Genomic DNA, 25,586 nt, shown 5'->3' on the forward strand with positions numbered 1-25,586 from the left:
CCTGTGAGTGCATCTCTCGTACTTGCTTCTGCGTCGCCAAGACGCACGGCATTGCTCAATCAACTAGGGATAGAACATCAGATTTACCCGGTTGATATTGATGAGTCTGCAAAGCCAGAGGAAACACCTGAAGCTCAGGTCGCGCGCTTGGCTTATGAGAAAGCGAGTACTGCATTAGCCCGACTGGCATCTTCTCAAACGTTAACCCAGTCGACGGTAGTGCTTGCCTCAGATACTTTGATTGCCTTCGCAGGTAAAAGCGTGGGGAAACCCAAGAATTTAGAGGACTCTAGACGCATTTTAAGTATGCTATCTGGCCAACAGCACAGCGTACTGACCGCCATTTGTGTCGCCAATGAATCTCGACAGGTAACACAAACTATCACCACAAAGGTGACATTTGGTGCATTGACGAACGCCCAAATTGACGCATACTGGGAAACAGGAGAACCTGCGGATAAAGCGGGAAGTTATGCCATTCAGGGCATTGGCGGACAATTTGTTATCGCAATAGAAGGCAGCGCAAGTGCTGTAGTGGGCCTGCCTTTGTACGAAACAAAACAGCTACTCAGTGAATTTGGAGTCGTAGAGTGAGTGCAGAGCTACTAATCAATGTTACACCATCAGAATCCCGTGTTGCCCTAATTGAAAACGGCATTTTGCAAGAAATTCACGTTGAGCGGCACACAAAACGAGGCTTGGTAGGCAATATTTACCGCGGTAAAGTAAGTCGTGTTTTGCCTGGTATGCAAGCTGCGTTTGTGGATATAGGCTTGGAAAAAGCCGCCTTTTTGCATGCGTCAGATATTGTTATTCACAACGAAATTGCAGAAGAAGTCTCTGCCAGTCATATCCAAAAGCAGGATATTCGCGAACTCGTGAGAGATGGACAAGACATTGTGGTTCAGGTGGTTAAAGACCCCATTGGCACCAAAGGTGCGCGACTAACCACGGACATTACTATCCCCAGCCGTTATCTCGTCTTTATGCCCAGTGTTACCCATGTAGGCGTATCGCAGCGTATTGAAGAAGAAGCCGAGCGTGAACGGTTAAAAGACTTGGTGCAAGAATTCTGCGATGAAAACGGGGGCTTTATATTACGCACCGCCGCAGAGGGGGTAGGCAAAAACGAATTACAGCAAGACGCCGCCTTTTTACGCCGCCTTTGGGACAAAATTCAGTCACGCATGAAAAAGCGCAAATCGAATGTGCTTTATGAAGATCTTCCTTTGGCCCGAAGGGTGTTAAGAGATTTTGTGGGGACAGAATTAGACCGCATCCGTATAGACTCGAAATTGTCCTTCCAAGAACTGTTTCAGTTTACCAAAGAATATGTGCCAGAAATGAATGGCAAACTGGAGTACTACACCGGCGATCGGCCGATATTCGATTTATACGATGTGGAAAACGAGGCGCAGCGGGCCCTTGAGCGACGGGTCGATTTAAAATCTGGTGGTTATTTGATCATCGATCAAACCGAAGCCATGACCACCATTGATATCAATACAGGTGCGTTCGTTGGCCATCGAAACTTAGAAGAAACAATTTTCAATACCAATACAGAAGCCACGCAAGCCATTGCGCGTCAACTTAGGCTTAGAAACCTAGGCGGTATGATCCTGATAGATTTTATCGATATGATTGAACCCGATCACAAACGCCGTGTCTTACATAGTCTAGAGGTGGCGACGAGCAAGGACAGAGCGAAGATTAATATTCACGGGTTTACGTCGCTAGGGTTGATTGAAATGACCCGTAAGCGAACTCGGGAAAGTATTGAACATATATTGTGCGGTGAGTGCCCGGTTTGTAAAGGGCGGGGCACCGTGAAAACCATTGAAACAATCTGCTTTGAGATTATGCGGGAGATTGTGCGAGTAAACCGTGCCTACGATGCCGACAAATTTGTGGTTTACGCATCCCCTAAAGTGGTTGATGCCCTTATGGGTGAAGAGTCTCACATGTTGGCCGAGTTAGAAGTGTTCGTGTCAAAACAGATAAAAGTTCAAACGGAAACCTTGTACAATCAGGATAAGTACGACGTCGTCATGATGTAACGTTAACGATTTATAAGGCCCAGTGTGACAAAAATTACGTCGATAGCCGCCTATTTAGTTAGAAAGCTTTGGCTGCTACTCGCTATTTTGCTTGTTGTGTTTGCGCTTATTTTAAGCGCCGCACGCTATGCGATTCCGCATGTCGAACATAAGAAGCATTTGATAGAAGATTACATTAACGAACGTTATGGCGTTAGTCTTAGCATAGGCAGCGTACATGCTGTATGGCAAAGTACAGGCCCCAGCATTGTACTTAACTCGGTGTCACTTCAACAAGACGAGGCCTCTCCCGTTGCCTTAGACATTCGACAAATCTACGTCGAACTGGATTTTTGGCAATCGTTAGCGCAGCAACTTATTTCTTCCCCTCGCTTTGAATTACGAGGCCTAAAGCTTCATATTGACGCTGACAGGTTAGGCGGCAAAGGGAAAAATAACTTCCCCGTGGTATCTGCATTAGAAAGCCTTTTTCTTGAACAACTTCAAAGCTTTTCATTAGAGGATGGCATTGTCAGTGTGACGCAAAATCAGGACGTTAACTCCTTTGATGTCGCCCGCTTAACCTGGAATAACCGAGAAAATCGTCACCAAGGCTTAGGAGAAATAAGGGTAGCCGAGTTAGCGTCTAACTCGGCTTCGTTTATTATCGATATTCAGGGTAGTAAAGAAGATTTCGACGGCGTTTTTTATGCCAAAGCGGACGATTTAGACATCTCGCCCTGGGTGAGTGATTTAATCAAAACCAAGCGCCCACTGACGAAAAGCCGTGCAAACTTTGAGATATGGGCAAACCTAGATAGCGACGCGATTCAAAGCATTCAGGTAGAGCTGGATAATAGCTTGTTAGAGTGGGGGGGAGACAATTACTCTCCCTTAGTGACAGGGGTGACTGGCGGCAGCATTCAGGCCCTGCCACATGAAAATGGTTGGAACCTGCGAGTGGATCAGCTTAAGGTGAACTCCAGCGATGAAACCTTAGTGACTGATTTGATTGGGCGTGTGGAACAAGGAGGCGATCTCTTGTTAAACACGGTGAAGCCGGTTCAAATCAACCCTTTCCTTATGCTTGCACCGCTGTTCATGGACGACACCAGTGATGAAGAAATACGCACCCTCGATCCAAAAGGCCAGATAGCGACCTTACAACTTCTCGTGCGTAACCGTGGGCTCGAACTGGCTGCTAAAGTGTTGGATTTGTCATGGTCCCAGTCTAGCCGTGTGCCGGGTTTAAGTGGAATCGACGCGGATATTTATTGGTATAAAAATGCGGGGGCATTCTACTTTGAAAGCAAAGATACCACCCTCTTTACCGATAACCTCATTCAACAGAACCTGGCAATTAACCAATTCAATGCCGATGTTTTTGTCTATAAAGCACAAGTTGACGAGAGTGAACATTGGCTATTAAGTGCCTCTGATATTGTCTTTGATACCGATAAGGTGGTGCTGAACCCTTCATTTAGTGTGGATTTAACTTCAACGATGGTGGAAGCCTACGTCAATGTGTCACCACGAAAACTTGATGGTATAAATGCGCTATTCCCCACCGGCGGGAAAGTGAAAAACACCTTCAAATATCTTGATAGAGCGTTTACCGGAGTTGGCAATGTGACCAACGCACAATTACTTTGGCGTGGGAAGCCGCAGGATTACCCATTCACCGACAATTCGGGCATCTTTCAAGCCTACGTGGATATTACCGCTAGTGAGTTTGCTTTTTCGACAGCGTGGCCATCACTGACAGATTTAGATTTATCGTTGTATTTCGTGAACGATGCATTAGTCATGGAGAGCCCTAAGGGGAAGCTCGGCGGGCTGAATATCAGCGAAATGTCAGCGGCTATTCCCCGTCTACATCCTTCTTCTTCACTGACTATTTACGCCCAAGGGGAAGGCAGTGGTGAGTCGCTAACGTCCATTATGACCCAGTCGAGTCTGTCGGCGTCATTAGGAAAGCTATTAGATAAAGACGTTAAGGTGTCTGGACCTTTAACGGCAAAGCTTAAATTAGATATTCCATTAACTAAGGGTAAGCAGGTGCGTGCCAAAGGCGAAGCCACCTTATCTGACAATGATGTTTATATCACCAGTACAAAGATACGCTTTAAAGAAGCGTCGGGCGCAGTGGCTTTCGATAACGCCAGCATTGATGCCACCAATCTAACTGCCCGTGTGCTTTCGCAGCCGGTTAGTCTTTCGTTTACCGGGCGGCAAAAAGAACACTACGAACTTGATGTTAACATGCAAGGGATGTGGCATGTGCACCCCCTGGTGAAGACGGTAAACGAACGTTTTGTGGATTACCTCGATGGTGAATCGAAGTGGAATCTGGATGTGTCTTTGGCTTTTTCAAAAAGTGACTTTTCCTACCAAGCACAATTAGATGCTGACTTAGCGGCCACCCACAGCTTAATGCCTGCACCTTTTAATACCTCAGAAGGCAGCCCGTTACCTTTATCCATCAATAGTAAAGGCAACTTAAATGCCTCTACTATTGATGCCACCTTGGGCGATCAAATACGCTTTGACGGTGTGCTGCCGCACAAGGAAATGCAGTTTTCTCGTGCGCATCTAGCCCTAGGCAATCCCGAGCCTATCACCGTAGGTACGGGCTTTAGTATTGCCGCGCAGCTACCTGATGCCGATGGCATTAGTTGGTTCAATACGCTGCATACTTTGCTCTCTCCCCAAGACAAAGATAAAGGGCGTACACAAAATTCAAATGCAACGGAAGCCGCGCCCAAACGGGTGTTGTTTCCTTCACCGTCGCGAATTTTTGTGACGGCAGAGACCTTCACGCTGGCTGGGCATAGCTTCGACAATGTGGTGATGACAGCCAAACAACAAAGTAATGATTGGCTAATGAATATTGATGCCAGTGACATGCGCGGCACCCTGCGTATTCATTCCGACGTGATGGAGCAAGGCATCGATATACATGCTGATTATTTGCGGGTCACTAAACCGCCTACTGCTGAAAGCCATGACACTGAAGGCCTTGTCACCACCAATACACCGAAACAGGGGATTGATCCTCTTGATATACCGCCTCTCTATTTTTCATGCCAACGATGTGATGTTTATGGCGTTGACCTAGGCGAAGTGATTCTTGATACCGCTAAAACAGCGCACGGTCTGAGGGTACGTCAATTGGTTACCCGTTCTGATGATGCGCAGCTAAACGCGACAGGAATGTGGGCGCGAGACAGTAACAATACAATTACCACGCAATTGACAGGTAAAATAACGTCTCCAGATGTTGGCGCTATGCTAAAACAATTTGATGTGTCATCTGGTATTAAAGACTCAGGTGCCGACATTGATTTTGATTTGGCGTGGCCTAACTCACCGTTTGACTTTAGTTTGGTTGATGTGAATGGCGATATTGCTTGGTCATTATCCGACGGCTACCTAACGGAGTTGAGCGATAAAGGTTCCCGCATACTGACGTTATTTAGTTTAAATTCCTTAGTTCGAAAGCTAAGCTTAGATTTTAGAGACGTGTTTGCGAAAGGCTTCTTCTATGATGATATGAGTGGCACAGTGCAAATTGCAGACGGGCGCGCCTTTACCCAAGATACAGAAATAGACGGTGGCGCTGGTGAAATTGAAATTAATGGCTACACCGAGCTTGATACAGGAAAGCTAAATTACAATGTGTCTTTTGCGCCTAACGTGACAGGGAATTTACCTTTTTTAGTGTATTTTTTGGCCACGCCGCCTACTGCGCTGGCCGCCCTTGCTCTGGATCAGGTGCTGACATCGGCAAAAGTGATTTCTAATGTCAATTATAAGGTGACAGGCACCATTAGCGAGCCACAATTTGATGAAGTTGAACGCAACAGCAAAGATATCAGTTTGCCGGCAAATAATGTTCCAGCGACTGAACCGTTAGAGGATAGGCCGCTTACAAAAGAGGATGTTCAGCGACTAAAAATGGAGGTTATCGATGGTTAATCTAGTAGCGCTTCAAATGACGTCTACGCCTGACGTAGACGAAAACCTAGATACGGTTGCACAGGCATTAGCACATGCAGATATTGCCAACGACAGTGTGGTTGTTTTGCCGGAATGCTTTGCGTGTTTTGGTACCAAAGATGGTGAGCTACTTAGCGTGGCTGAACCCAAAGATAGCGGTAAAATTCAAAAGCATTTAAGCGCCTTAGCGAAGCAGCATCAGTGCTATATTGTGTCCGGTACCTTTCCCATGCAAACCAATGACGATAGTAAGTTTTCTGCCGCGTGTTTGCTCTTTGGTCCAAACGGTGAAACCCTCGCAGACTATCGCAAAATTCATTTGTTTGATGTGTCGGTGAATGACAATACAGGCAGTTATAAAGAGTCGCGCTTTACACAGCCGGGGGAGCAGGTTGTTGTGGCGCAAACACCTATAGGCAACATTGGCCTTGCGGTATGTTATGATGTGCGCTTTCCAGGCTTGTTTACGGCCATGGGGGATATCGACATTCTCGTGCTGCCAGCGGCATTTACCCAAAAAACCGGTGAAGCGCATTGGCATACCCTGGTTAAAGCTAGGGCAATTGAAAAACAATGCTACGTGGTGGCGGCGAACCAAACCGGCGTTCACCAGAACGGTCGAGAAACCTTTGGTCACAGTTTAATCGTTTCTCCATGGGGAGAAACTTTGGCAGAATTACCCACAGATAAAGGCGTAATTCAGGCCCGCGTGGACACGAGCAGGCGGCAAGCCATTCAACAGAATATGCCGGTTGCCGAACACAATCGATTCAGGAGTCACTTTGTCTAAATCTGTAGAACGCCACTTATTATCTGACGCTGGTCTAGATGTTTCTGCGTTAGAAAAGGCTTTAGCACACATACATCGGCATGACACGGATTATGCCGATTTGTATTTTCAGTCTAGTCAGCACGAAAGCTGGGTACTAGAAGATGGCATTATCAAAGAAGGGAGTTACAACATTGAACGCGGCGTTGGTGTGCGTGCCATCAGTGGTGAGAAAACCGGCTTTGCGTACTCAGACGATATTAGTGAAGATGCCCTCACCAAAGCGTGTGGCGCTGCCAGAAGTATCGCGCCATCCGGTGGGACTCAGCAGGTGTCTTCATTAGGAAAGGGCGAGTTTACCCCAAGATATCAAGCTGATAACCCTATTTTGGCAATGCAAGATGCTGAAAAAATTAGTCTCTTAAAAACCGTAGATGCCTACATTCGCCAGCAAGAGCCGTCTGCTAACCAGGTGGTGGTAAGCTTAAGTGGTGTATACGAGGAAGTGTTAGTGGCGGCTAGCGATGGTACCTTCGCTACCGATATTCGCCCCCTCGTTCGCTTAAATTGTTCTGTATTAATAGAGCAAGGCGAGCGCAGAGAGCGAGGTAGCGCTGGCGCTGGAGGCCGTTATGCTTATTCATTTTTTACCCGTGACGAAGACGGCAAACCGTTTTACGAACAATTAGCCGACGACGCATTGCATATGGCAAGAGTTAATATGCAGTCAGTTGCCTCGCCTGCAGGGGCTATGCCCGTAGTATTAGGTAATGGTTGGCCTGGCGTGCTTTTACATGAAGCTGTAGGCCATGGCCTAGAAGGTGATTTTAATCGCAAAGGTGCCTCTACCTTTAGCGGAAAAATAGGCCAGCGCGTGGCTGCAAAGGGTGTCACTGTGGTTGATGATGGGACGTTAGCTGATCGTCGAGGCTCTTTATCTGTCGATGATGAAGGCACACCTAGTCAGCACAACGTGCTGATTGAGGACGGCATCTTAAAAGGTTATATGCAGGACAAGCACAATGCGCGCTTAATGCGCGTCGCCCCAACAGGGAATGGTCGTCGTGAATCTTACGCGCACCTGCCGATGCCTCGTATGACCAATACCTATATGCTTGAAGGTCAGCATGATCCGAAAGAAATCATCAGCACCATTAAAAAAGGCATTTATGCCCCAAATTTTGCTGGTGGCCAAGTGGACATCACCTCGGGCAAGTTCGTCTTTTCCAGTGCAGAAGCCTATCTGATTGAAGAGGGTAAAATTACTGCACCGGTGAAAGGCGCAACATTAATTGGAAACGGCCCTGAAGTTATGCAGAAGATTTCTATGATTGGAAACGATGTGGCGCTTGATAAAGGCGTAGGGGTCTGCGGAAAAGATGGTCAAAGTGTACCTGTAGGTGTTGGACAACCTACCCTTAAGATTGACGAGCTTACGGTGGGTGGAACCGCGTAGTACGTTAGTGCTAGCGGCAACCCTAAAAAAAGCACCTCGGGTGCTTTTTTTAGGTGGCTATATCAAGACTAGTCTTCGTGAATAACTTCTTTTAGGTATTGGAAAAGCTCACGAAATGCCCGTGGGGGCGCATTTTTTTCTTGCTCTTTTTTCACTTGGCGGTGAAATTGACGCAGCTTTTGACGATCAAGGCTTGGGTACTCTTCAATAAGTGCCTGAATGGCAGAGTCACCTTGTTCAATTACCGCCTCGCGGGCTTTTTCTAGCTTGTGAAACGCGACGTTGCTAGCTTGATGCTGGTGAGCCAGCTTTGCCATCGCTTCTTCTATTGCGGTGGTATCTCGTTGACGCAACAGCTTTCCGATAAACTGTAATTGCCGACGAAAGCCTTCTTTTTTTCTGCTCACGTTGCGGGCAACGTTAACCGCATCTGCCAATTCTTCATCTAGAGGCACAGTGTCTAGGTGTGCAGGTGTTAGATTGACTATACTCTCTCCAAGCTTTTGATGCTCTTTGGCTTGCCGCTTTAACTCGGTTTTACTAATGAAGTTTTCGTCTTCCAATTCATCATTAAATTGGGGATCTTGCTGTGAATTAGGGTTTCTGTCGCTCATTGCCATCTCATAAGTGTTACACTTTAGCTAAATTGTAACTATCACAGTCGGATTTAGACAGCGAAACTTACTATGCAAATTGATCAGCAGTTAGTAGACATTCAAAATGTCGTTGATGATGTACTGAAATTAGCCCTAAAAAAGGGGGCTACACAAGCTGAAGCCAGTATGTCGAAAGTACAAGGTATTGCGGTTTCTTCGCGTATGCAAGAAGTCGAAAATGTTGAATTTACTAATGATGGCGGCTTAGGTATAAGCGTGTACGTGGGTAAATGCAAAGGCAGTGCATCCACGGCAGACCTCAGTAAAGAGGCGCTAACCCTCGCGGTAGAAAAAGCGGTAGATATTGCGCGCTACACCAGTGAAGACCCGTGCACGGGGCTGGCGGATGCTGAACTTATCGCCACAGAATTTCCAGATTTAGACTTATATCACCCACAGGTGTTGGACACTGAGAAAGCCATTAAAACGGCTATCGAAACGGAAGCGGCGGCTATGTCCTATGATAATAGGATCACCAATTCTGATGGGGCTTCATACAATGCAAACTTAGGCATGCGAGTGTACGGAAACACGCATGGCATTAACGCCGGCTATCCAAGTAGTCGCTACAGCTTAAGTTGTATGGTGATTGGTGCTGAAGGTGATGATATGCAGCGTGATTATGCCTATACGGTTAACCGCAAAGCGAATTTACTGAACACTGCCCAAGCTGTGGGTGAAGAGGCGGCTCGCGCCACGGTAGAGCGCCTAGGCGCGCGAAAAATCAATACGGCCAATGTGCCTATTATTTTGCACAAAGATATAGCATCAAGTTTGTTTGGGCATTATGTAGGGGCAATTAGTGGCGGAAGCTTGTATCGTCGGTCTTCTTTCTTACTCGACAGTTTAGGGCAACAAATCTTCCCTGAGTGGCTAAACATTGAAGAACGTCCGTTTATAAAAAATGGCTTAGCCAGTTCTAGTTTCGACAACGAGGGTGTTGCGACTAGGGATATGACGATTGTGGAGGGGGGCAAACTTTCCACTTATTTGTACACCACCTATTCGGCGAGAAAACTTAATACGAAAAGTAATGGCCACGCAGGCGGCATTCACAATTGGATTGTGGGTGACACAGGGCATAGTGACGCCGAGTTATTGAAGGAAATGGGCACAGGTTTATTCGTGACCGAATTGATGGGGCAGGGCGTTAACATTGTTACCGGAGATTATTCCCGCGGCGCTGCTGGCTTCTGGGTAGAAAACGGCGAAATTCAATATCCTGTTCACGAGGTGACTATTGCGGGCAACCTTAGAGATATGTTTGCTGGGGTCACTGCAATTGGGCGTGACAAAGACGTCCGTGGCAGCGTACAAACAGGTTCTATTCTCATTGATAATATGAAGATTGCGGGAAGCTAACCTTGCTGGGTGTGTTGCTCTCTATAATGACTGGGCGGCACACCTTCCGATTTCTTAAAGCGCTTTGAAAAAGTAAAGACATTGCTGTATCCCACATAATTGGCAATGTAAGCGATGGGCCACTGGGTATTTAACAGCAGATTTTTCGCTCTCGCCATACGCAAATAAATCACTTGTTGCATTGGGCTTCTATTGAAATGGCTTAGGCACAATCTATGAAGGTGTGGGGCCGAATAGTGGGCGCGCTCGCTTAGTAATTTCACGTTCCAATTTAGTTGCAGTTGCTTTTCCACATGCTCAAATAAAGCGATTAATCTAGACGGTAAGGGCTGATCCTTTGGCTTCGCTACCGACGATAGATAGTCTTTAATAAGCGGAATGAGGGCATGGCGGTGCTCACTGCTTTTACTCAAATACAATAATTCCATGGCATGATGTAACCCTTCAAGCGGCAAGCGCTCTAGCAGAGGTGCGTCTATCTCATATAAATAATGCCATTGTGCTGTGTCGGCCAGATTCACCCAAATGATGTCCCAGCGTTCACTTTCTATGCTTACCTCAAAACTTTGCCTTGCTGGCAATATGGCTAATTGCCCCGGTGTTACTGTTAAGCCCCCTTTTGGGGTGCGTATTTTCCCCATGCCATTTAACGAATAAAACAAGGTGTGGTTAGGCGGGTTAACGCGCCCTACTTGATAAGGGGCTGATAAATTCGAACAACCGGCAAGCTCAATGTCTAAAGCTTTAATTTCAGGCGTGTTAGTGCTGTCTATAAAGCGCTCTACACAGTGTTGGCCGATATTAACAATGTCATAGAACTCTGTGGCTGACATGAACTTTGATAGTTTTGGATAAATGAAAGAGAGGTTTAAGCATAAAGGATTACGCCGTAATTCGCTATATTTCATTCTATTCTACGTTATTGATGAAAGGATGTTGTAATGCATACTGTGGCTGAGGTGGTTGCTCAACAAGATTGGCAAAACCCCGTGGTATATCAGCGTAATCGAGTAAATGGTCATGCGCCGCTCAATGGCTATACATGCCTTGACGATGCATTGAACAAAAGCGGCGCTCAGAAACGCAAGCTCAATGGTGATTGGCAGTTTAGGTTGTTCAACTCACCTTTCGACGTGCCAGATAATGCCATTGCTGCACACTTACCCACCGAAGAAGAAGCTCGTTGGCAACCTATCTCCGTGCCATCAAATTGGCAGATGCAAGGGTTCGATAAGCCCATTTATTGCAACGTAAAGTATCCTTTTGAGGTTAACCCACCGCAGGTGCCACAAGACAATCCCACAGGGGTTTACCGCACTGAATTTGAAATGACTAAAGCCATGCTTTTGCAACGCAATCATATTGTGTTTGACGGCGTAAATAGCGCGTTTCACTTGTGGTGTAACCAATCATACGTGGGATATTCGCAAGACAGCCGTTTGCCCGCTGAGTTTGACTTATGCCCCTTCTTAAAAGAGGGAAAAAACCAGATTACAGCCATGGTTATCCGTTGGTCTGATGGTAGCTACCTTGAAGATCAGGACATGTGGTGGTTAAGCGGTATTTTCCGTGATGTTTATTTGGCAAGTAAGCCGCAGCATTACATTCAAGACGTATTTGCCACCCCTTCATTAGATGCTTGTTACCGCGATGGTCGCCTCGATATTAGAACCTCCATTGTCGCCCCTAAGGATTTCAAAGTGGCCGTGCAGCTTTTTGATGGCACGACTGCCGTTACTCAGCCGCAGGTGGCAAACACCAATAATCGCCGTATTGATGAAAAAGGCGGATGGGATGATGTGGTTTTCCAATCACTACACCTAAATAGCCCCAAAAAATGGACAGCAGAAACGCCGAATTTGTACAGGCTGGTGGTAAGCCTATTAGACAGAAGCGACAGCCTTGTGGATATGGAAGCCTATGATGTTGGCTTTAGACACATTGAGATGATTAAAGGCCAGCTTTGCGTTAACGGTGAGCCCGTATTAATTCGTGGCGTTAACCGTCATGAACACCATGAAAGTCGAGGGCATGCAGTCAATGAAGCTGACATGCTAGAAGACATCAAGCTGCTTAAACAGAATAACTTCAACGCAGTGCGCACCGCCCATTACCCTAATCATCCTCGGTGGTATGAACTGTGTGATGAATACGGCTTATATGTGGTTGATGAGGCGAATATAGAGACCCACGGCATGTATCCCATGGGGCGATTGTCGAGGGATCCGCTTTGGGCCGGCGCGTATTTAGCCCGTTATACGCAAATGGTTGAAAGAGATAAAAATCACCCTTGTATTATTATTTGGTCACTCGGCAATGAGTGTGGTCATGGCCCCACCCATGATGCCATGTATGGGTGGTCGAAAGCGTTCGACCCCTCAAGGCCGGTTCAATATGAAGGGGGCGGCTCTGATACTACGGCCACAGATATTATTGCGCCTATGTATGCCAGAGTAGACAGCGACGTTCAAGATGATGCGGTGCCCAAATGGGCCATCAAGAAATGGTTGTCGCTCCCCGGAGAACATAGGCCTGTTATTTTGTGTGAATACGCCCATGCCATGGGCAACAGCCTGGGCAGCTTTTCAGATTATTGGGACGCATTTAAAGACTACCCAAGGTTACAAGGCGGTTTTATTTGGGATTGGGTTGACCAAGGGCTAGCGAAATACACAGACAGTGGCGAAAAGTATTGGGCTTACGGCGGTGATTTTGGTGATACCGACAATGATAGACAGTTTTGTATCAACGGGTTGCTATTCCCGGATAGAAGCGCTCACCCAGCCCTCTATGAAGCAAAACACTGCCAACAGCACCTTCAGTTTTCGTTAACGGAAGATAACGGTACATTCGAACTGACAGTGGCCAGCGATTACCTGTTTAGAACCACGGATAATGAAACGTTAGTGTGGCAACTTTTGGAAGACGGTTGTTGCGTTGCACAGGGGAGCTTCGTTATTGAGGTTAAGCCACAGCAGACAGCGAACTATACCATTACACCCGCCTACACGTATAAAGCGGGCGCACAGTATCACCTCAATGTTGATACGCAAACGACTAAAGCCTGCGCGTGGGCAGCCGCAGGTCACGTTATCGATACGGCTCAGTTTAGGCTTAAAAATACTGCGGGGTTAGGGGCAGCACCCCGGCCACTCTGTACCGCTACTAAAGCGAACGACAAGGGGACGTCTGCTGTCGTACCATTAGCGGCAAAGATTGATGAACAAACGCTCACCGTTAATGCACACACTAGTGTGTTTAGTCTTCATCTTGAATCGGGTCAGTTGATTTCATGGTTAGTTGCAGAGGAAGAGCAACTGAGCGCACCGATTGAAGATAACTTTTTTAGGGCGCCACTGGATAACGACATCGGCGTGAGTGAAGTGGATAACCCCGATCCCAATGCGTGGGAATCAAGATGGCGCAGAGTGGGTATAGGAGAATGGCAACGTGTGTGTACGTCGGTTGATGTCAACGAAAGCGCATTAGCGGTTACCGTTCACACACAATTCGATTATTGCCATCAAGGTGAAGTTTTAGCGAAAAGCGTCTGGCGCTATCAATTCTTGCCGTCAGGCGAGCTTGATGTAGACATTCAAGTATCGTTGGCTGATACATTACCCCCTATGCCGAGGATCGGCGTGCAATTTGCGGTACCAAAGCACGAGACTGGCACTGTTGTATGGAAAGGGTTGGGGCCATTTGAAAACTACCCTGACAGACACGTAGCGGCGCGCTATGGGCAATATAAGCAAGATATTAATGCCATGCATACACCTTATATTTTCCCCACCGATAATGGATTAAGGAGTCACAGTGATACCCTTGAATTAAATCAGTGCCAGGTACAAGGAAGATTCCATTTTGCGGTTAGTCCTTACAGCCAAGTGCAACTTGATAAGGCGAAACATACTTGCGACCTAGCAGCGGGAGATTGTACGTATGTGTATGTAGATCACGCGCACATGGGCGTAGGGGGGGATGACTCTTGGAGCCCTAGTACGCATAAACCCTACTTGCTAGAAGATAAGTACTATCGCTATCATCTGCGTTTTTGCCCTGTAGCCTAGTAGGGCTTTATATCACTGGGGTTCATAGCGAATAAAAAGGCCGCTGTTATCACAACAGCGGCCTTTTTGAATTTACACTGGCTTTCGGTTTGTTTGCTTCTGCCCCCGCGACAAGCGTTGTGCAGAAGGCTAGCTTTAATTAGCCGTCTACCGAGCCACAGAAACGGTAGCCTTCACCGTGAATGGTCACAATCAACTCTTCATCTGAAGGGGCAGACTCAAAGTGCTTACGAATTCGACGAATGGTGACGTCAACAGTACGGTCATTCGGGCGTAATTCACGGCCTGTCATTTCCATAATAAGCTGCTCACGGGTAAGAATTTTACCTGGGTTACTTAGGAAAAGGTGTAAGGCACGGAACTCACTGCGAGGTAAGCGGAACTCTTTACCGGTCGGCGAAATAAGAGAACGACTGTCGCCGTCTAGTGTCCAACCGTTGAAGCTTACGCGGCTTGGTAAATCGTCATCCTCTGCAGAGCTTGTGGTACGAGAAAGCAGGTTTCTTGCTCGTATCGTCAGTTCGCGAGGGTTGAAGGGTTTTGTTAGGTAGTCATCGGCACCAATTTCAAGCCCCAAAATACGATCAACATCGTTATCACGACCGGTAAGGAAAATAAGACCTACGTTTTTACGATCTCTCACCTCTCGAGCTAATATAAGCCCGTTCTTACCTGGAAGGTTAATATCCATGATAACTAAGTTAATGGCGTGATTTTCGAAGAAATCATGCATTTGATCACCATTCTCAGCCTCAAATACATTGTATCCTTCTGCTTCGAACAAACTCTTTAGTGTGGTTCGTGTTACCACTTCATCTTCTACAATTAACACATTTGGCGTCTGCATGGTGCTCTACACTCTTTCTCTAAAATCGGTTTTAGCAATTACTGGTTAAATTTTAATATCCACAAGCGCGTTTGCAAGCAAATACTTAATATTCATAATTTTAAGGTATTGGGGTTAGCCAACAAAATTCAAGAAAAGTTCAAAAGTTATACACGTTTTATACACTTTTCGCACTCGCAATTGGAAAAATAATCACAAACTCCACACCTTGACCCTCTTCACTGGTTAACGTAATAGAACCATTTAAAGCTTGGGTTACAAGATTATAGACCAAATGCATGCCTAGACCCGATCCGCCTTGACCCCGTTTAGTGGTAACAAAAGGGTCGAAAATACGCTTTCGAATGTCGTCGGGAATGCCTTTTCCATTGTCGCGATATACTAACTTGAATTTTTCCGGCGTAGCCAATTCGGCGATGATATCAATTTCGCCTTTTTCTATGTTTTCAAATCCATGAATAACCGAGTTCATAATCAGGTTAATCAGAATTTGATTTATCGGGCCAGCTTTCGTTTCAACGCATAAGGTAGGGTCGCAATTTACGTTGATGTTGTGCTTTAATTTTTTTAAACGAGGCTGTAAAGACAATAGTATCTCATTAACTAGCTGTGCAAAGCAAAAAGTTCGGTTACTTTCGCTTGATTGATCCACAGCCACCTGTTTAAAACTGGAAATTAACTCTGCTGCGCGGTTTAGATTGCGATAAATAATGTTGAGGTTTTCATTACTTTCTTCTAAAAAGCGCTTCATCGCACTGGCTTTCAATGTCTTATTTTCGAAATCTTTTTCAATGACCGCTATTCTATCAAGCATCATGGTGGAGGCAGTTACCCCTAAACCTATTGGGGTATTTACCTCATGCGCTACGCCGGCCACCATATCGCCAAGAGACGCCATTTTTTCGTTTTGTACAATTTGACGCTGAAACTGGTGCAGCTTTTCCAAGGTTTGAATTAACTCTTGGTTAGCACTCTTTAATGCCATGGTTCGCTGATTAACCATTTCTTCTAGTGACGCGTTTAACCTGCGGTGTTGTTCTTCCGCTTGACGTTGCTTTTGCATGTACTCTTGAATGCGTACCAGCATAACGTTTACCGAGTCTGATAAAATATCCAACTCACGAATACTAGAGTTTTCAATACGTGCAGAGTAATCACGCTGACGAGAGGTACGCTGTAAAAAGTCGGCCAGTCGTTCAATAGGCGAAGTCACCATCCGCTGAAACCGCACTGCCAATAAAAAGCTGAGTAACAGCAATACACACATTGCAGAGAGGGTCAGTAAAAACGATTCTCCTACTAACTTATTAAAGCTATCTGCCGACATGCGTATGTATATCCACCCTAACACGCCCCCAGTCTTTTGATCGTAAATGCGTTCGGACACTTCGAGAAAGTCATTTTCAGAGATAAATTGAGGCGATGACGCTAAGTCAGCCAGTTGATTTTCTTTACTGGCAATGAGGTATTCACCGGCTTTGTTGTAAGAGGCAAAACTCACGACTTTAGTGTCTAAGGCTTGATAGCTCTCAAGACTTTTATAAATATGGACATTGAGGATTTGGTCGGCGAAGGCTAAGTTGTTGAGTTGTTCTTCGAGGTATATCGCATTGTTTTCAATCAGAGAGTTTGCTGAGCTTTGACCAATAAGTTTAGCCAGTGTAACAATACTTAATTCTATCTCTTGGCGGTAGCTTTTAACCTGGGTATACATTGACAAGCCGGCTGATATTACCAACGACACTGTCGCAATAGACATTACAGCCCATAAAAATAAGCTTCGAATTGAAAGCTTGACTACCCGATCCGTCATTTTTAAGTTTTCTACATCCTCTTTACATCAATAGTGGCGCATAATTGTATAAAAAGAAAGCGAGACTATTGAAAATCCCCACCCAGGTGGGGCGAAGCCAATGTCTACGCTTGAAACATCGCAAGATATAAACGTAAATAGTCTTTTGCGGCCGCTTCCCAGGTGAATCGGGTTCTCATGCCCCTTTCCTGCATGTCTTTAAATTGTGTTGGCCACTCGTAGTAAAACAGCAGGGCGCGACGAATACAGGCTAACAATGCCCGTGGGGTAGGTTCATCGAACACAAAGCCCGTGGCACCGTGACCGGTATCAAGGTCTACAACCGTATCTTTTAACCCGCCCACAGCGCGCACAATAGGCACAGTTCCATAGGCTAAACTGTACATTTGATTCAACCCACAGGGTTCAAACTGAGAGGGCATCAAAAAGAAATCTGCACCCGCTTCCACTAAATGAGCATGCTCTGAACTAAACCCATTAATAAAAGCAAACTGGGTGGGGTGTTGCTGGGCAAATTCGCCTAAGTCCATGCACACTTTAGGATTGCCAGTGCCCACAATCACTATTTGTAGGTTGTGCTGCACAAGATCATCTAAGATAGGAAGAATATAACCAAAGCCTTTTTGTTCAGTAAGGCGGCAAACCATGCCGATTAGCGGCACACCCGCATTTTCTGGTAAACCCGAACGCGTCTGGAGGGTGGTTTTACATACCCGCTTGGGTTGCAAATTATCAACACTGTAATTTTCAGGGAGGTAGGCGTCTGTTGCTGGGTTCCATTGACTATAGTCACAGCCATTTAATATGCCCGATAAATCGGCCTTTCGTTTAACTAAGCGTTCGTGAAGGCCATGGCTGCCTAAGTCGGTGAGCAACTCATCTGCATAGTTTGGGCTAACGGTTGTCACCTTGCTGGCACACTCAATGCCGGTTTGCAGCATATTGATATAGCCGCCATGCACTTGGGAGAAAATATGGGGGTGGTGACGCAAAAATGGAATCTTCTCAAGGGAATGTACTCCCTGAAACGCCGCATTATGAATAGTGAAGACAGTCTTGGTTTGCTCAAAAAAGCCTGAGCGCTCATGATTCAATAAATAGGGAAGCATGGCCGTGTGCCAATCATGGCAATGGATAACGTCAGGGGTAAACGAAAGTGCCTGCAAGGTTTGAAGCACGGCACCACTGAAAAAGCTGAAACGTTCACCATTGTCTTCATAGGCGTCGTAAGCATTCGAGTATAGGCCGTCACGCATGAAGTATTCGGGGTAGTCGACGAAATAGACGGTAATGCCGTGCCACGCTAACGCCCTGACATCAAAATGATACACCTTTCCTTCGGTGAACAGGGTTTGGGTGTCGCAAATGGTATCTAAATGAAAGGTGTCGGCAATAGATTTGTAATAAGGCATGACAATGGCCACATCTTCACCCTCACTATGCAAGGCAAGGGGTAATGCCTTTCCTACATCGGCTAAGCCGCCGGTTTTAACCAATTCTTCTACTTCAGATATTGCAAAAACAATTTTCACGGCGACCTCTCATTTCTTGTTGCTATGAGCTACCTGCACACACATTTTATAGTGTGTATGAATAGATAACAGAAACGGGTAAGAAGGTTTACCCGTTCTCGGTTTAAACATGATTAAGCTACGTTAGCACTTTTTTAGATAAAAGGGCTATGACAAAGCGGCTTGATAGAGCGAAAACTGCGTAGTTTGTGCTGTTGTTAGCACATGTGAAAAGTGTGCAGACAGCAACCCTGGGTAGGGAAGGAATCGATTTGCAACCATTTGCAACGTACCGCGTTGGGTGAGCAACTTAGTGGCATCTTCGATAAACCGCTTGGTGACGGTGTAGTCTGTTTTTACGCCCGTGTGAAATGGCGGGTTGGTCACAATATGCTGCACCCTTGCCTCAATGCCTTGTAATCCATTTGCAGCAAACAAGGTGGCTGATTGTGCATTTTTAGCAAGGGTGAGCGCGGTACAGTAAATGGCCAACGCACTCACATCTGAAAAATGAAAGTTAACGTGGGGGTAGCGCTTTTTGAGATAGCTTCCTATCACGCCAGCACCACAGGCGAAATCTAATACGGTACCGCTTAAATGAGTGTCGTGTTTGTCTAGCAGAAGCGCAGTGCCCTTATCTAATTCACCGTGACTGAATACACCAGGCATAGACACAACAGGCCATTCAATATCCTGTAAACAATACGTGTCTTCTTGTAGCCATGCTTCGGGCTCAAAAGCTAAATGCGCGTGCTCAACTTGGGTAGTAATAAGGCTACAATGTCTGGCGGAATCGACCTTTTGAGTAGCACCAAATTGCTGCATAAGCTTGGCTGCACTTTTGATACCACCCTTATTTTCTCCTACCACATGTATTTGACCGCCTAGGCCCACTAAGCCGGCAGCCATTCGCAGTAACATAGAAAAATGGGATTTCGCCTTAGGTAAAAAAATCAGTGCGTGATTGTGTGTTTTTTCTCCGCGCAGGAAAGGGGTGAATATATGTTCATGGGACCCTATTTTTTGCGATACCTCAAAGCCTTGCTTGGCAATATCTCGGCTATCAAAAGTCAGCGAAGGTACTACGCGTACACTTTCTGAAAAGATATCAAAATATTGATGCATCACCGTTATGTTCAGGTGCTTTAACTGGTCGAGAAAATACGCATCAGAGGGATTGATTATCACCCACTTCCCTTGCTCAAACATGCCGATATTGCGCTCTAATAGCTGGCTTTGAGGAGTAAGAATCATTACTTAGTACGCTCGTATATTAAGTCCCACACACCGTGACCTAACTTTTGGCCTCGTGTTTCAAACTTAGTGATAGGACGATAATCAGGACGCGGGACATAATCCCCCTGCGCTGCGGTATTAGTGTAGCCGTCAATATTATTCATTACATTTGCCATATGCTCTGCATAGGGTTCCCAATCCGTCGCCATATGAAAGCATCCGCCCACGGCCAGTTTACTGCGAACCAACTCTGCAAATTCTGTTTGCACAATGCGGCGTTTGTGGTGACGTTTTTTATGCCAAGGATCAGGGAAGAACAGTTGCAAACGGCTGAGACTGCCATCGGGGATCATATTCTTTAGCACTTCAACGGCATCGTGCTCCATAAGCCTAAGGTTTGTTAGTGATTGCTCACCTGCTTCGGCCAGACATGCTCCCACGCCGGGGCGATGAACCTCTATGCCAAAATAGTTTTTCTCGGGAGAAGCTGCCGCCATCTCCACTAGCGACTTACCCATACCGAAGCCAATTTCTAGTACTACAGGAGCATCCCGGCCGAAAGTGTCGGTGAGATCAATGGGGGTAGCTTGATAATCTACGCCCATGGTAGGCCAGTATGTTTCTATTGCACGGGTTTGGGCCTTGGTAAGTCGCCCTTCGCGCTTGACGAAACTCTTTACCTTACTGATGTATACTCCAGCGGCTTCTGCTTCCGCCTGACTTTTGAATTGCCTCATTTGCAATGCCTTTCTAACCCAAATTTAATGGTGGCGCATTATCCACTTAGTGGCTATTTATGCAACGGTAACGTGAATAATTCCGGTGTTTTTTTAAGCGCTGATGAATGACGTGACGAGTTCCGCCAACTGGGCGGGTTGTTCCAGCGGTAGCATATGGCCACTATTATTAACCGTGTAGCGGGTTGCCGTTGGAATATTATCGGCCATTTTCATCAATTGATTATACATGGCGATACTGTCATCTTTAGCGGCAATAATGCCCGTAGGCAAGGCCAATTGCGCCAATGTGTTAACCATGTTCTCTCGTGGTGTAGTGGCTTGTGTATGCGCTAACAACGTATTCTTTCCTAGGTCTTCGCCCATCCCCTGAACCACACCCACCACGTCTTCGTTTTGTTGTTGAGTAGGATGAACAAACCGAGAAAGGTATTGCGGATTATCCAAGCGAAACGTCCCGTTTTTCAGCAAGGAGACCATTTGTTTTCTGCGCGCAATTTCGTCGGCAGATAAACCATAGCCATCGTAACCAATCAAGGTTAACGACGCCACGTGTTCGGCGTGTAAACTGGCCCATTTGGCGGCAATAAAGCCGCCCATTGAATACCCAACCACGTGGACTTTTTCATCGCTGAGTACTCTGTCTGAGGTAAGTGCAAGCATGTCTTCTAAACTACTGGCCCATTGCAACGGAACAAACCGGCGTTGGTTTATGTTCATGTGTTTCCACATAGGCATAAAAATTCGCTCATCACATAAGGTGCCAGGCAAAAATAAAACGGGGCGGCCAATACTCACACATTATCCTAAAATATCTACTTTGTACGCCATGATACCATAGCGAGCCAGATAAATTTAAACGGCCATTGAGCCAAATCGTGTAAGGCGCTGGTATACTATAACCCTATGATAAAAATGTGCAGTTAACATGACAACATTGGCAACTCCCTCTACTTTCGCATCACGGGTTTTAGCGTGGTTTGATGAACACGGACGTAAACATTTACCCTGGCAGCAAGACATTACAGCGTACAAAGTGTGGGTGTCTGAAATTATGTTGCAGCAAACCCAAGTGAGTACGGTTATTCCTTACTTCGAACGGTTTATGCAGTCGTTTCCTACCGTTTCGCACTTAGCCCACGCTGAGCAGGATGATGTTCTTCATCATTGGACGGGCCTAGGGTATTACGCAAGAGCGAGAAATTTACACAAAGCGGCCAAGCAAATAGTGGAAAAGCATGGTGGGATTTTTCCTACTCGGTTTGACGATGTGGTGGCGCTACCCGGAATAGGGCGTTCTACCGCAGGGGCGGTGTTATCGTTAGCGTGCCACCAAAAGCACGCGATATTAGACGGCAACGTAAAACGGGTATTAGCACGCTACTACGCTATTGATGGATGGCCCGGTAAAAAAAATGTAGAAAACGCCCTGTGGGAAGTGGCAGAAAAAAATACACCAGAGCGTCGCTGTCACCACTATACCCAGGTGATGATGGACTTGGGCGCGATGGTTTGCACACGGAGCAAACCGAAATGTGATAGTTGCCCCCTTCAGTCAGACTGTATTGCTTATGCCCAGGGTAAACAATCCCAGTACCCAGGTAAAAAACCTAAAAAAGCGATACCTGAACGACAAACCCTATTAGTGGTGCCTGTATTCAACACGCAAGTCTTTTTAGAGCAGCGCCCACAAAGTGGCTTATGGGGCGGGTTATATGGCTTCATTGAGGCGCAAGATATAAATAACGCGGAACAAGCATTATTCAAACGCGGTATGCAGGACGTGACATTGACTGCTCATACGGCCTTTCGTCACACCTTCAGCCACTTTCATTTAGATATAACCCCGGTGGTTGCCGTGCTAAACTCACCTCCACAAAAACAGGTGCAAGAGGCGCAAGAAGGGCACTGGTTTGATTTTTTCCAGCCTATTGAGGTTGGTTTGGCCGCGCCGACTAAAAAGATTATTCAGCAGTTAGAACATATGCTTTAGTGCTGTGATTTTTTATGGCCTTTAGGTAGTTAAGAAAGAAGAGCAGGTTAAGGATTTTAAAATGAGCAGAACAGTATTTTGTCAACGCCTTCAAAAAGAGGCGGACGGATTAGATTTTCAACTTTACCCAGGTGACATTGGTAAGCGCATTTACGACAACATTTCAAAAGAAGCATGGGGTGAATGGCAGAAAAAGCAGACCATGCTGATTAACGAGCATAAGCTAAACATGATGGATCCGAATGCAAGGTCGTTTTTAGAAGAAAAAATGACGGCCTATTTGTTTGATGGCATTGAGCCCACCATTGACGGCTACGTGCCGCCTGAAAAGTAGGCAAAAAAGGCTTTTTTGGGTAAACAATGTGCAAACAGTCACAAAAGCGAAAAAAAACCGACAAAAACGGTTGACTTGTTAGCGCGAAATCCGTTTAATACGCACCCACAGCGAGACAGGCAGTAAACGCCAAATCGCAAACGAGTTTCGCCTCGATAGCTCAGTTGGTAGAGCAGCGGATTGAAAAGTGCGAGCACTTCCAATCAGATTTGCCAAAAAAGCTTTTGAAGCAGTAGTTTTAAAGTTAGTAAGCACTTCGATAAAGCTTGCAAAGTTTTGCAAAGTTTTTTATAAAGCTTACATAGCACAGTTTATGTGCCTCGATAGCTCAGTTGGTAGAGCAGCGGATTGAAAATCCGCGTGTCCCTGGTTCGATCCCGGGTCGAGGCACCATTATTAAGAAGCCCTGATCAGAAATGGTCGGGGCTTTTTTGTTTTTTAAAGAGGCTCTAATTGCGCTGTTATAGATTGAATTACAATAGATAGTTGCTAGACTGACTCAAAGCGATTTCAATATAAGGATATAAGATGGCTTCAATTGAAGTAATTGCCGGTATTAGCGTTCCGTATAAACAAGATGAAGAAACCAAGAAATGGAGTGGTACCGTTGGTCATTCATGGACTGTAGACAACTCTTATGTAATTGAGTTTGCAAAAGAGGCCGACCGTAAAATACGACGTCGCTCCAAGAATCATGGAAAAATTACCTACCCGCCTAAGCCTAGATCATTGGCTGATTCTCTACAAGATCATTTAAATGTTACAAAGAAGATAGACTTTAATAATTTTGTTAATAATGTTCAGAAAACAAATAGCATAATATTGAAAACATCTAGAGTTAGAACTCAGTTGGTACTAATTTTTCTAAAGTATAGAAAAGAGCACGAAAATTCGACCAATGATAGTCCTAGTTTTTTCGAAAATTTGTTGGTTGTTCTGCTAAAAGATAAGTCAGCTTTGAGATTTGGTGATGATGGTGAGCCTCTGGGAACTGACATTATTGATTTTGATGATGTAATGCAGGCGGCAATTATCAATATTGATGAATTCCAGCAATCTATAGAAAAAAATGATGACCTAGATGTTTCCTTTATTAATGGAGTTGGTGGTACTACAGATTATTTTATTGAATTTTTTGATGCGGAAGGAGTTATTAAAAATAAAGAAAGTGTATCGAATGTACTTAAAGCTTTGGAAGATTTTGCAATAGATAAAAAGCTTTCTAGGGCGCAGAGAGAGCTTTGCGCATCTAAAGTTAAAGCAAAAATTGACTTTAATGAAAGAAATAAGCTTGCTACTAAGCTCCAGGATATTAGTTCAGTTGTTTATGATGCTTTGAAGGTTGATCCTAAACTCGAAATGAAAAGGGAGTCTTTTGAAGGTTTTATTCAAGAGTATAACTATAAAGTAAACGAAGAATTTACGGTTAGCAAAAAGGAAAGAGATGCTCTTGAATTTATTTCTTTAGAGACTGAAGTTGGTAATTTGAAATTAAAGAAATCTGTTTTTTCATCGAAAGGTAAACAAGGGAATATCATTTTCAATGATAATACGGAAGAGTTGACAATAAAAACAAAAATAAAGGATAAAGCTATTGTTGAAATGCTGAAGAAACTGCAAAATGATTAGCCATGTTAAGAAACTAATTTCCGAAGGAAATTTATATTTTGAGGATGGATATCTTACTTCTAAGGGAATAGATGACTCTCAATTTTTTAATATCTTTCCAATTGAAAATTATAGCTCATCAGAATTTCAATCTTCGTCAAATACTGGAACCTGTAGAGTTGATGAGTTAGGATTTTATTTTGAGAACTACCATGATTTATTCAAAGAGGTAGAAAACTGCCTTGATGAGTTCCCATTTAAAGAAGTTTATATTGCAGGTGTTGGCTTCAAAAATGTAACGAACTTCGTACGTTTTTATGCAGGTTGGTTGGAGTTACTTTTATTAATATCTGATCATCAATATCCAATCGACCATTTCAGCTCTAGCAAAGCTTATATATTTGTCGAGAAAAACGGAAAAAGAACGTCAACCGTATTTACCGTATCTCCTGATCAAATCCCTCATGAAGAACTTGAGATTTTTTTGGATAAAATAAGTAACCCAAATAGGTTACTAAAATCTTGTTTAGCGGATGATGCTCATCAAGGTGAACGTCTTTCTACTATGAAGTCCTCATTAGCCGAGCTACTAGGAGTAGATAGTTGGACGTTTATTGATTTAATGACCTCTGCTGACTCGTTGTTAAGTTTGTTTCATACTAATTATGAGACTTACTTAAGGAGCTTTTCTTTTGACGAATTCATTAAAAATTTAGAAGACGATGTCGGTGAATTTATAAAGAAAGTTGAAGAACAGATTCAAAGCTTTTATGTGCAGGCTCTAGCTGTACCAGGCGCTGTAATTTTAGCTTCAGCTTTGAGGGGGGCTGAAGGTAGTATCAGTCTTGCGCTTGTTTTTAGCGCCGGGTTAGCATTGATATTGGTCTTTATGTCACTGAAAAGTAAAAAGTCCTTTATTGATAGAGTAAAAGAAAATACTCTTACCAAGCTTTCTATTTATAAAGATAGGACTGCGGACATAGATAATAGTTATGTAAAGGAAACAATAGCGGAAAAAGTAACTTCCGCTATTGGTTCAGTTGAACAAACTAGCAGGGATAGTAAGGATGAAATTGATAAAATTAGGGACGTGATTATAGCCTTAATTTTTATATATTGTATTTGCGCTATTGTTTTTGGAAGACTGTAAATATTTCCT

The 25,586-nt window shown here is 45.0% G+C and carries 19 protein-coding genes and 1 tRNA gene; 12 read left to right on the forward strand and 8 right to left on the reverse strand.

The window, feature by feature from the left end; translation table 11 throughout:
- The first annotated feature begins 3 nt into the window (after positions 1–3).
- From IUA53_RS01245 to tldD, 5 genes are read left to right on the forward strand one after another with little or no spacing between them, the layout of a single operon-like run.
- Positions 4–594, forward strand: a complete 591-nt coding sequence (locus IUA53_RS01245) for a Maf family protein (protein ID WP_044055601.1) — start codon at positions 4–6, stop codon at positions 592–594.
- A complete protein-coding gene (gene rng, locus IUA53_RS01250) occupies positions 591–2,057 on the forward strand; it encodes a ribonuclease G (RefSeq protein WP_044055602.1) in 1,467 nt (488 codons plus the stop codon). Before IUA53_RS01245 ends, rng begins: the two co-directional genes overlap by 4 nt.
- A 24-nt stretch (positions 2,058–2,081) precedes the next feature.
- Positions 2,082–6,014: a YhdP family protein gene (locus tag IUA53_RS01255; protein ID WP_196898042.1), complete on the forward strand. Its 3,933-nt coding sequence runs from the start codon at positions 2,082–2,084 to the stop codon at positions 6,012–6,014.
- On the forward strand, positions 6,007–6,825 hold the full coding sequence (locus IUA53_RS01260; RefSeq protein ID WP_196898044.1) for a carbon-nitrogen hydrolase family protein: 819 nt from the start codon (positions 6,007–6,009) through the stop codon (positions 6,823–6,825). The genes IUA53_RS01255 and IUA53_RS01260 overlap by 8 nt, the downstream gene beginning before the upstream one ends.
- A complete protein-coding gene (gene tldD / locus IUA53_RS01265; RefSeq protein ID WP_196898046.1) occupies positions 6,818–8,260 on the forward strand; it encodes a metalloprotease TldD in 1,443 nt (480 codons plus the stop codon). Before IUA53_RS01260 ends, tldD begins: the two co-directional genes overlap by 8 nt.
- 68 nt (positions 8,261–8,328) lie before the next feature.
- On the opposite strand, the gene yjgA is transcribed toward tldD, so the two are convergent.
- The gene (gene yjgA, locus IUA53_RS01270; protein ID WP_081869545.1) at positions 8,329–8,874 is read right to left on the reverse strand and encodes a ribosome biogenesis factor YjgA; all 546 of its coding nucleotides are present in this window, start codon (positions 8,872–8,874) and stop codon (positions 8,329–8,331) included.
- A gap of 72 nt (positions 8,875–8,946) precedes the next feature.
- Between yjgA and pmbA the strand changes: the two genes are divergently transcribed.
- Complete coding sequence (gene pmbA / locus IUA53_RS01275; protein ID WP_044055610.1) at positions 8,947–10,278, forward strand: metalloprotease PmbA; 1,332 nt, start codon at positions 8,947–8,949, stop codon at positions 10,276–10,278.
- Here the strand turns inward: pmbA and IUA53_RS01280 are convergent.
- Complete coding sequence (locus tag IUA53_RS01280; RefSeq protein WP_196898048.1) at positions 10,275–11,111, reverse strand: helix-turn-helix transcriptional regulator; 837 nt, start codon at positions 11,109–11,111, stop codon at positions 10,275–10,277. The two genes, pmbA and IUA53_RS01280, sit on opposite strands and share 4 nt — an antisense overlap.
- 108 nt (positions 11,112–11,219) lie before the next feature.
- On the opposite strand from IUA53_RS01280, the gene IUA53_RS01285 reads away from it, so the two are divergent.
- Positions 11,220–14,348: a beta-galactosidase gene (locus IUA53_RS01285; RefSeq protein WP_196898050.1), complete on the forward strand. Its 3,129-nt coding sequence runs from the start codon at positions 11,220–11,222 to the stop codon at positions 14,346–14,348.
- 139 nt (positions 14,349–14,487) lie between these two features.
- On the opposite strand, the gene arcA is transcribed toward IUA53_RS01285, so the two are convergent.
- The 6 genes from arcA to IUA53_RS01315 all read right to left on the reverse strand — a co-directional run bounded on the left by arcA (position 14,488) and on the right by IUA53_RS01315 (position 21,290).
- On the reverse strand, positions 14,488–15,195 hold the full coding sequence (gene arcA, locus IUA53_RS01290; RefSeq protein WP_196898051.1) for a two-component system response regulator ArcA: 708 nt from the start codon (positions 15,193–15,195) through the stop codon (positions 14,488–14,490).
- A 157-nt stretch (positions 15,196–15,352) separates the two neighbouring features.
- Entirely contained in the window at positions 15,353–17,008 is a 1,656-nt protein-coding gene (locus tag IUA53_RS01295; RefSeq protein ID WP_044055613.1) for a sensor histidine kinase, read from the reverse strand.
- A gap of 104 nt (positions 17,009–17,112) precedes the next feature.
- Complete coding sequence (gene glgA / locus IUA53_RS01300) at positions 17,113–18,540, reverse strand: glycogen synthase GlgA (RefSeq protein WP_196898053.1); 1,428 nt, start codon at positions 18,538–18,540, stop codon at positions 17,113–17,115.
- A gap of 147 nt (positions 18,541–18,687) precedes the next feature.
- Positions 18,688–19,773 (reverse strand): methyltransferase, encoded by a 1,086-nt coding sequence (locus IUA53_RS01305; RefSeq protein WP_196898055.1) that lies wholly within the window; start codon positions 19,771–19,773, stop codon positions 18,688–18,690.
- The gene (trmB, locus tag IUA53_RS01310; protein ID WP_196898057.1) at positions 19,773–20,492 is read right to left on the reverse strand and encodes a tRNA (guanosine(46)-N7)-methyltransferase TrmB; all 720 of its coding nucleotides are present in this window, start codon (positions 20,490–20,492) and stop codon (positions 19,773–19,775) included. Before trmB ends, IUA53_RS01305 begins: the two co-directional genes overlap by 1 nt.
- A 93-nt stretch (positions 20,493–20,585) precedes the next feature.
- Entirely contained in the window at positions 20,586–21,290 is a 705-nt protein-coding gene (locus IUA53_RS01315; protein WP_196898059.1) for an alpha/beta fold hydrolase, read from the reverse strand.
- Positions 21,291–21,420: 130 nt separating this feature from the next.
- Between IUA53_RS01315 and mutY the strand changes: the two genes are divergently transcribed.
- The 5 genes from mutY to IUA53_RS01340 all read left to right on the forward strand — a co-directional run bounded on the left by mutY (position 21,421) and on the right by IUA53_RS01340 (position 25,577).
- Complete coding sequence (mutY, locus tag IUA53_RS01320) at positions 21,421–22,485, forward strand: A/G-specific adenine glycosylase (RefSeq protein ID WP_196898061.1); 1,065 nt, start codon at positions 21,421–21,423, stop codon at positions 22,483–22,485.
- A gap of 61 nt (positions 22,486–22,546) precedes the next feature.
- Entirely contained in the window at positions 22,547–22,819 is a 273-nt protein-coding gene (locus IUA53_RS01325) for an oxidative damage protection protein (RefSeq protein ID WP_044055620.1), read from the forward strand.
- 317 nt (positions 22,820–23,136) lie between these two features.
- Positions 23,137–23,212: transfer RNA gene (locus tag IUA53_RS01330), tRNA-Phe, on the forward strand.
- 135 nt (positions 23,213–23,347) lie between these two features.
- Positions 23,348–24,448: a nucleoid-associated protein gene (locus tag IUA53_RS01335; RefSeq protein WP_196898063.1), complete on the forward strand. Its 1,101-nt coding sequence runs from the start codon at positions 23,348–23,350 to the stop codon at positions 24,446–24,448.
- On the forward strand, positions 24,441–25,577 hold the full coding sequence (locus IUA53_RS01340; RefSeq protein WP_196898065.1) for a hypothetical protein: 1,137 nt from the start codon (positions 24,441–24,443) through the stop codon (positions 25,575–25,577). The genes IUA53_RS01335 and IUA53_RS01340 overlap by 8 nt, the downstream gene beginning before the upstream one ends.
- Positions 25,578–25,586: the final 9 nt, after the last annotated feature.

Origin of the sequence: Alteromonas sp. B31-7, from assembly GCF_015767655.1 — a bacterium.
GTDB classification, from domain to species: domain Bacteria; phylum Pseudomonadota; class Gammaproteobacteria; order Enterobacterales; family Alteromonadaceae; genus Alteromonas; species Alteromonas australica.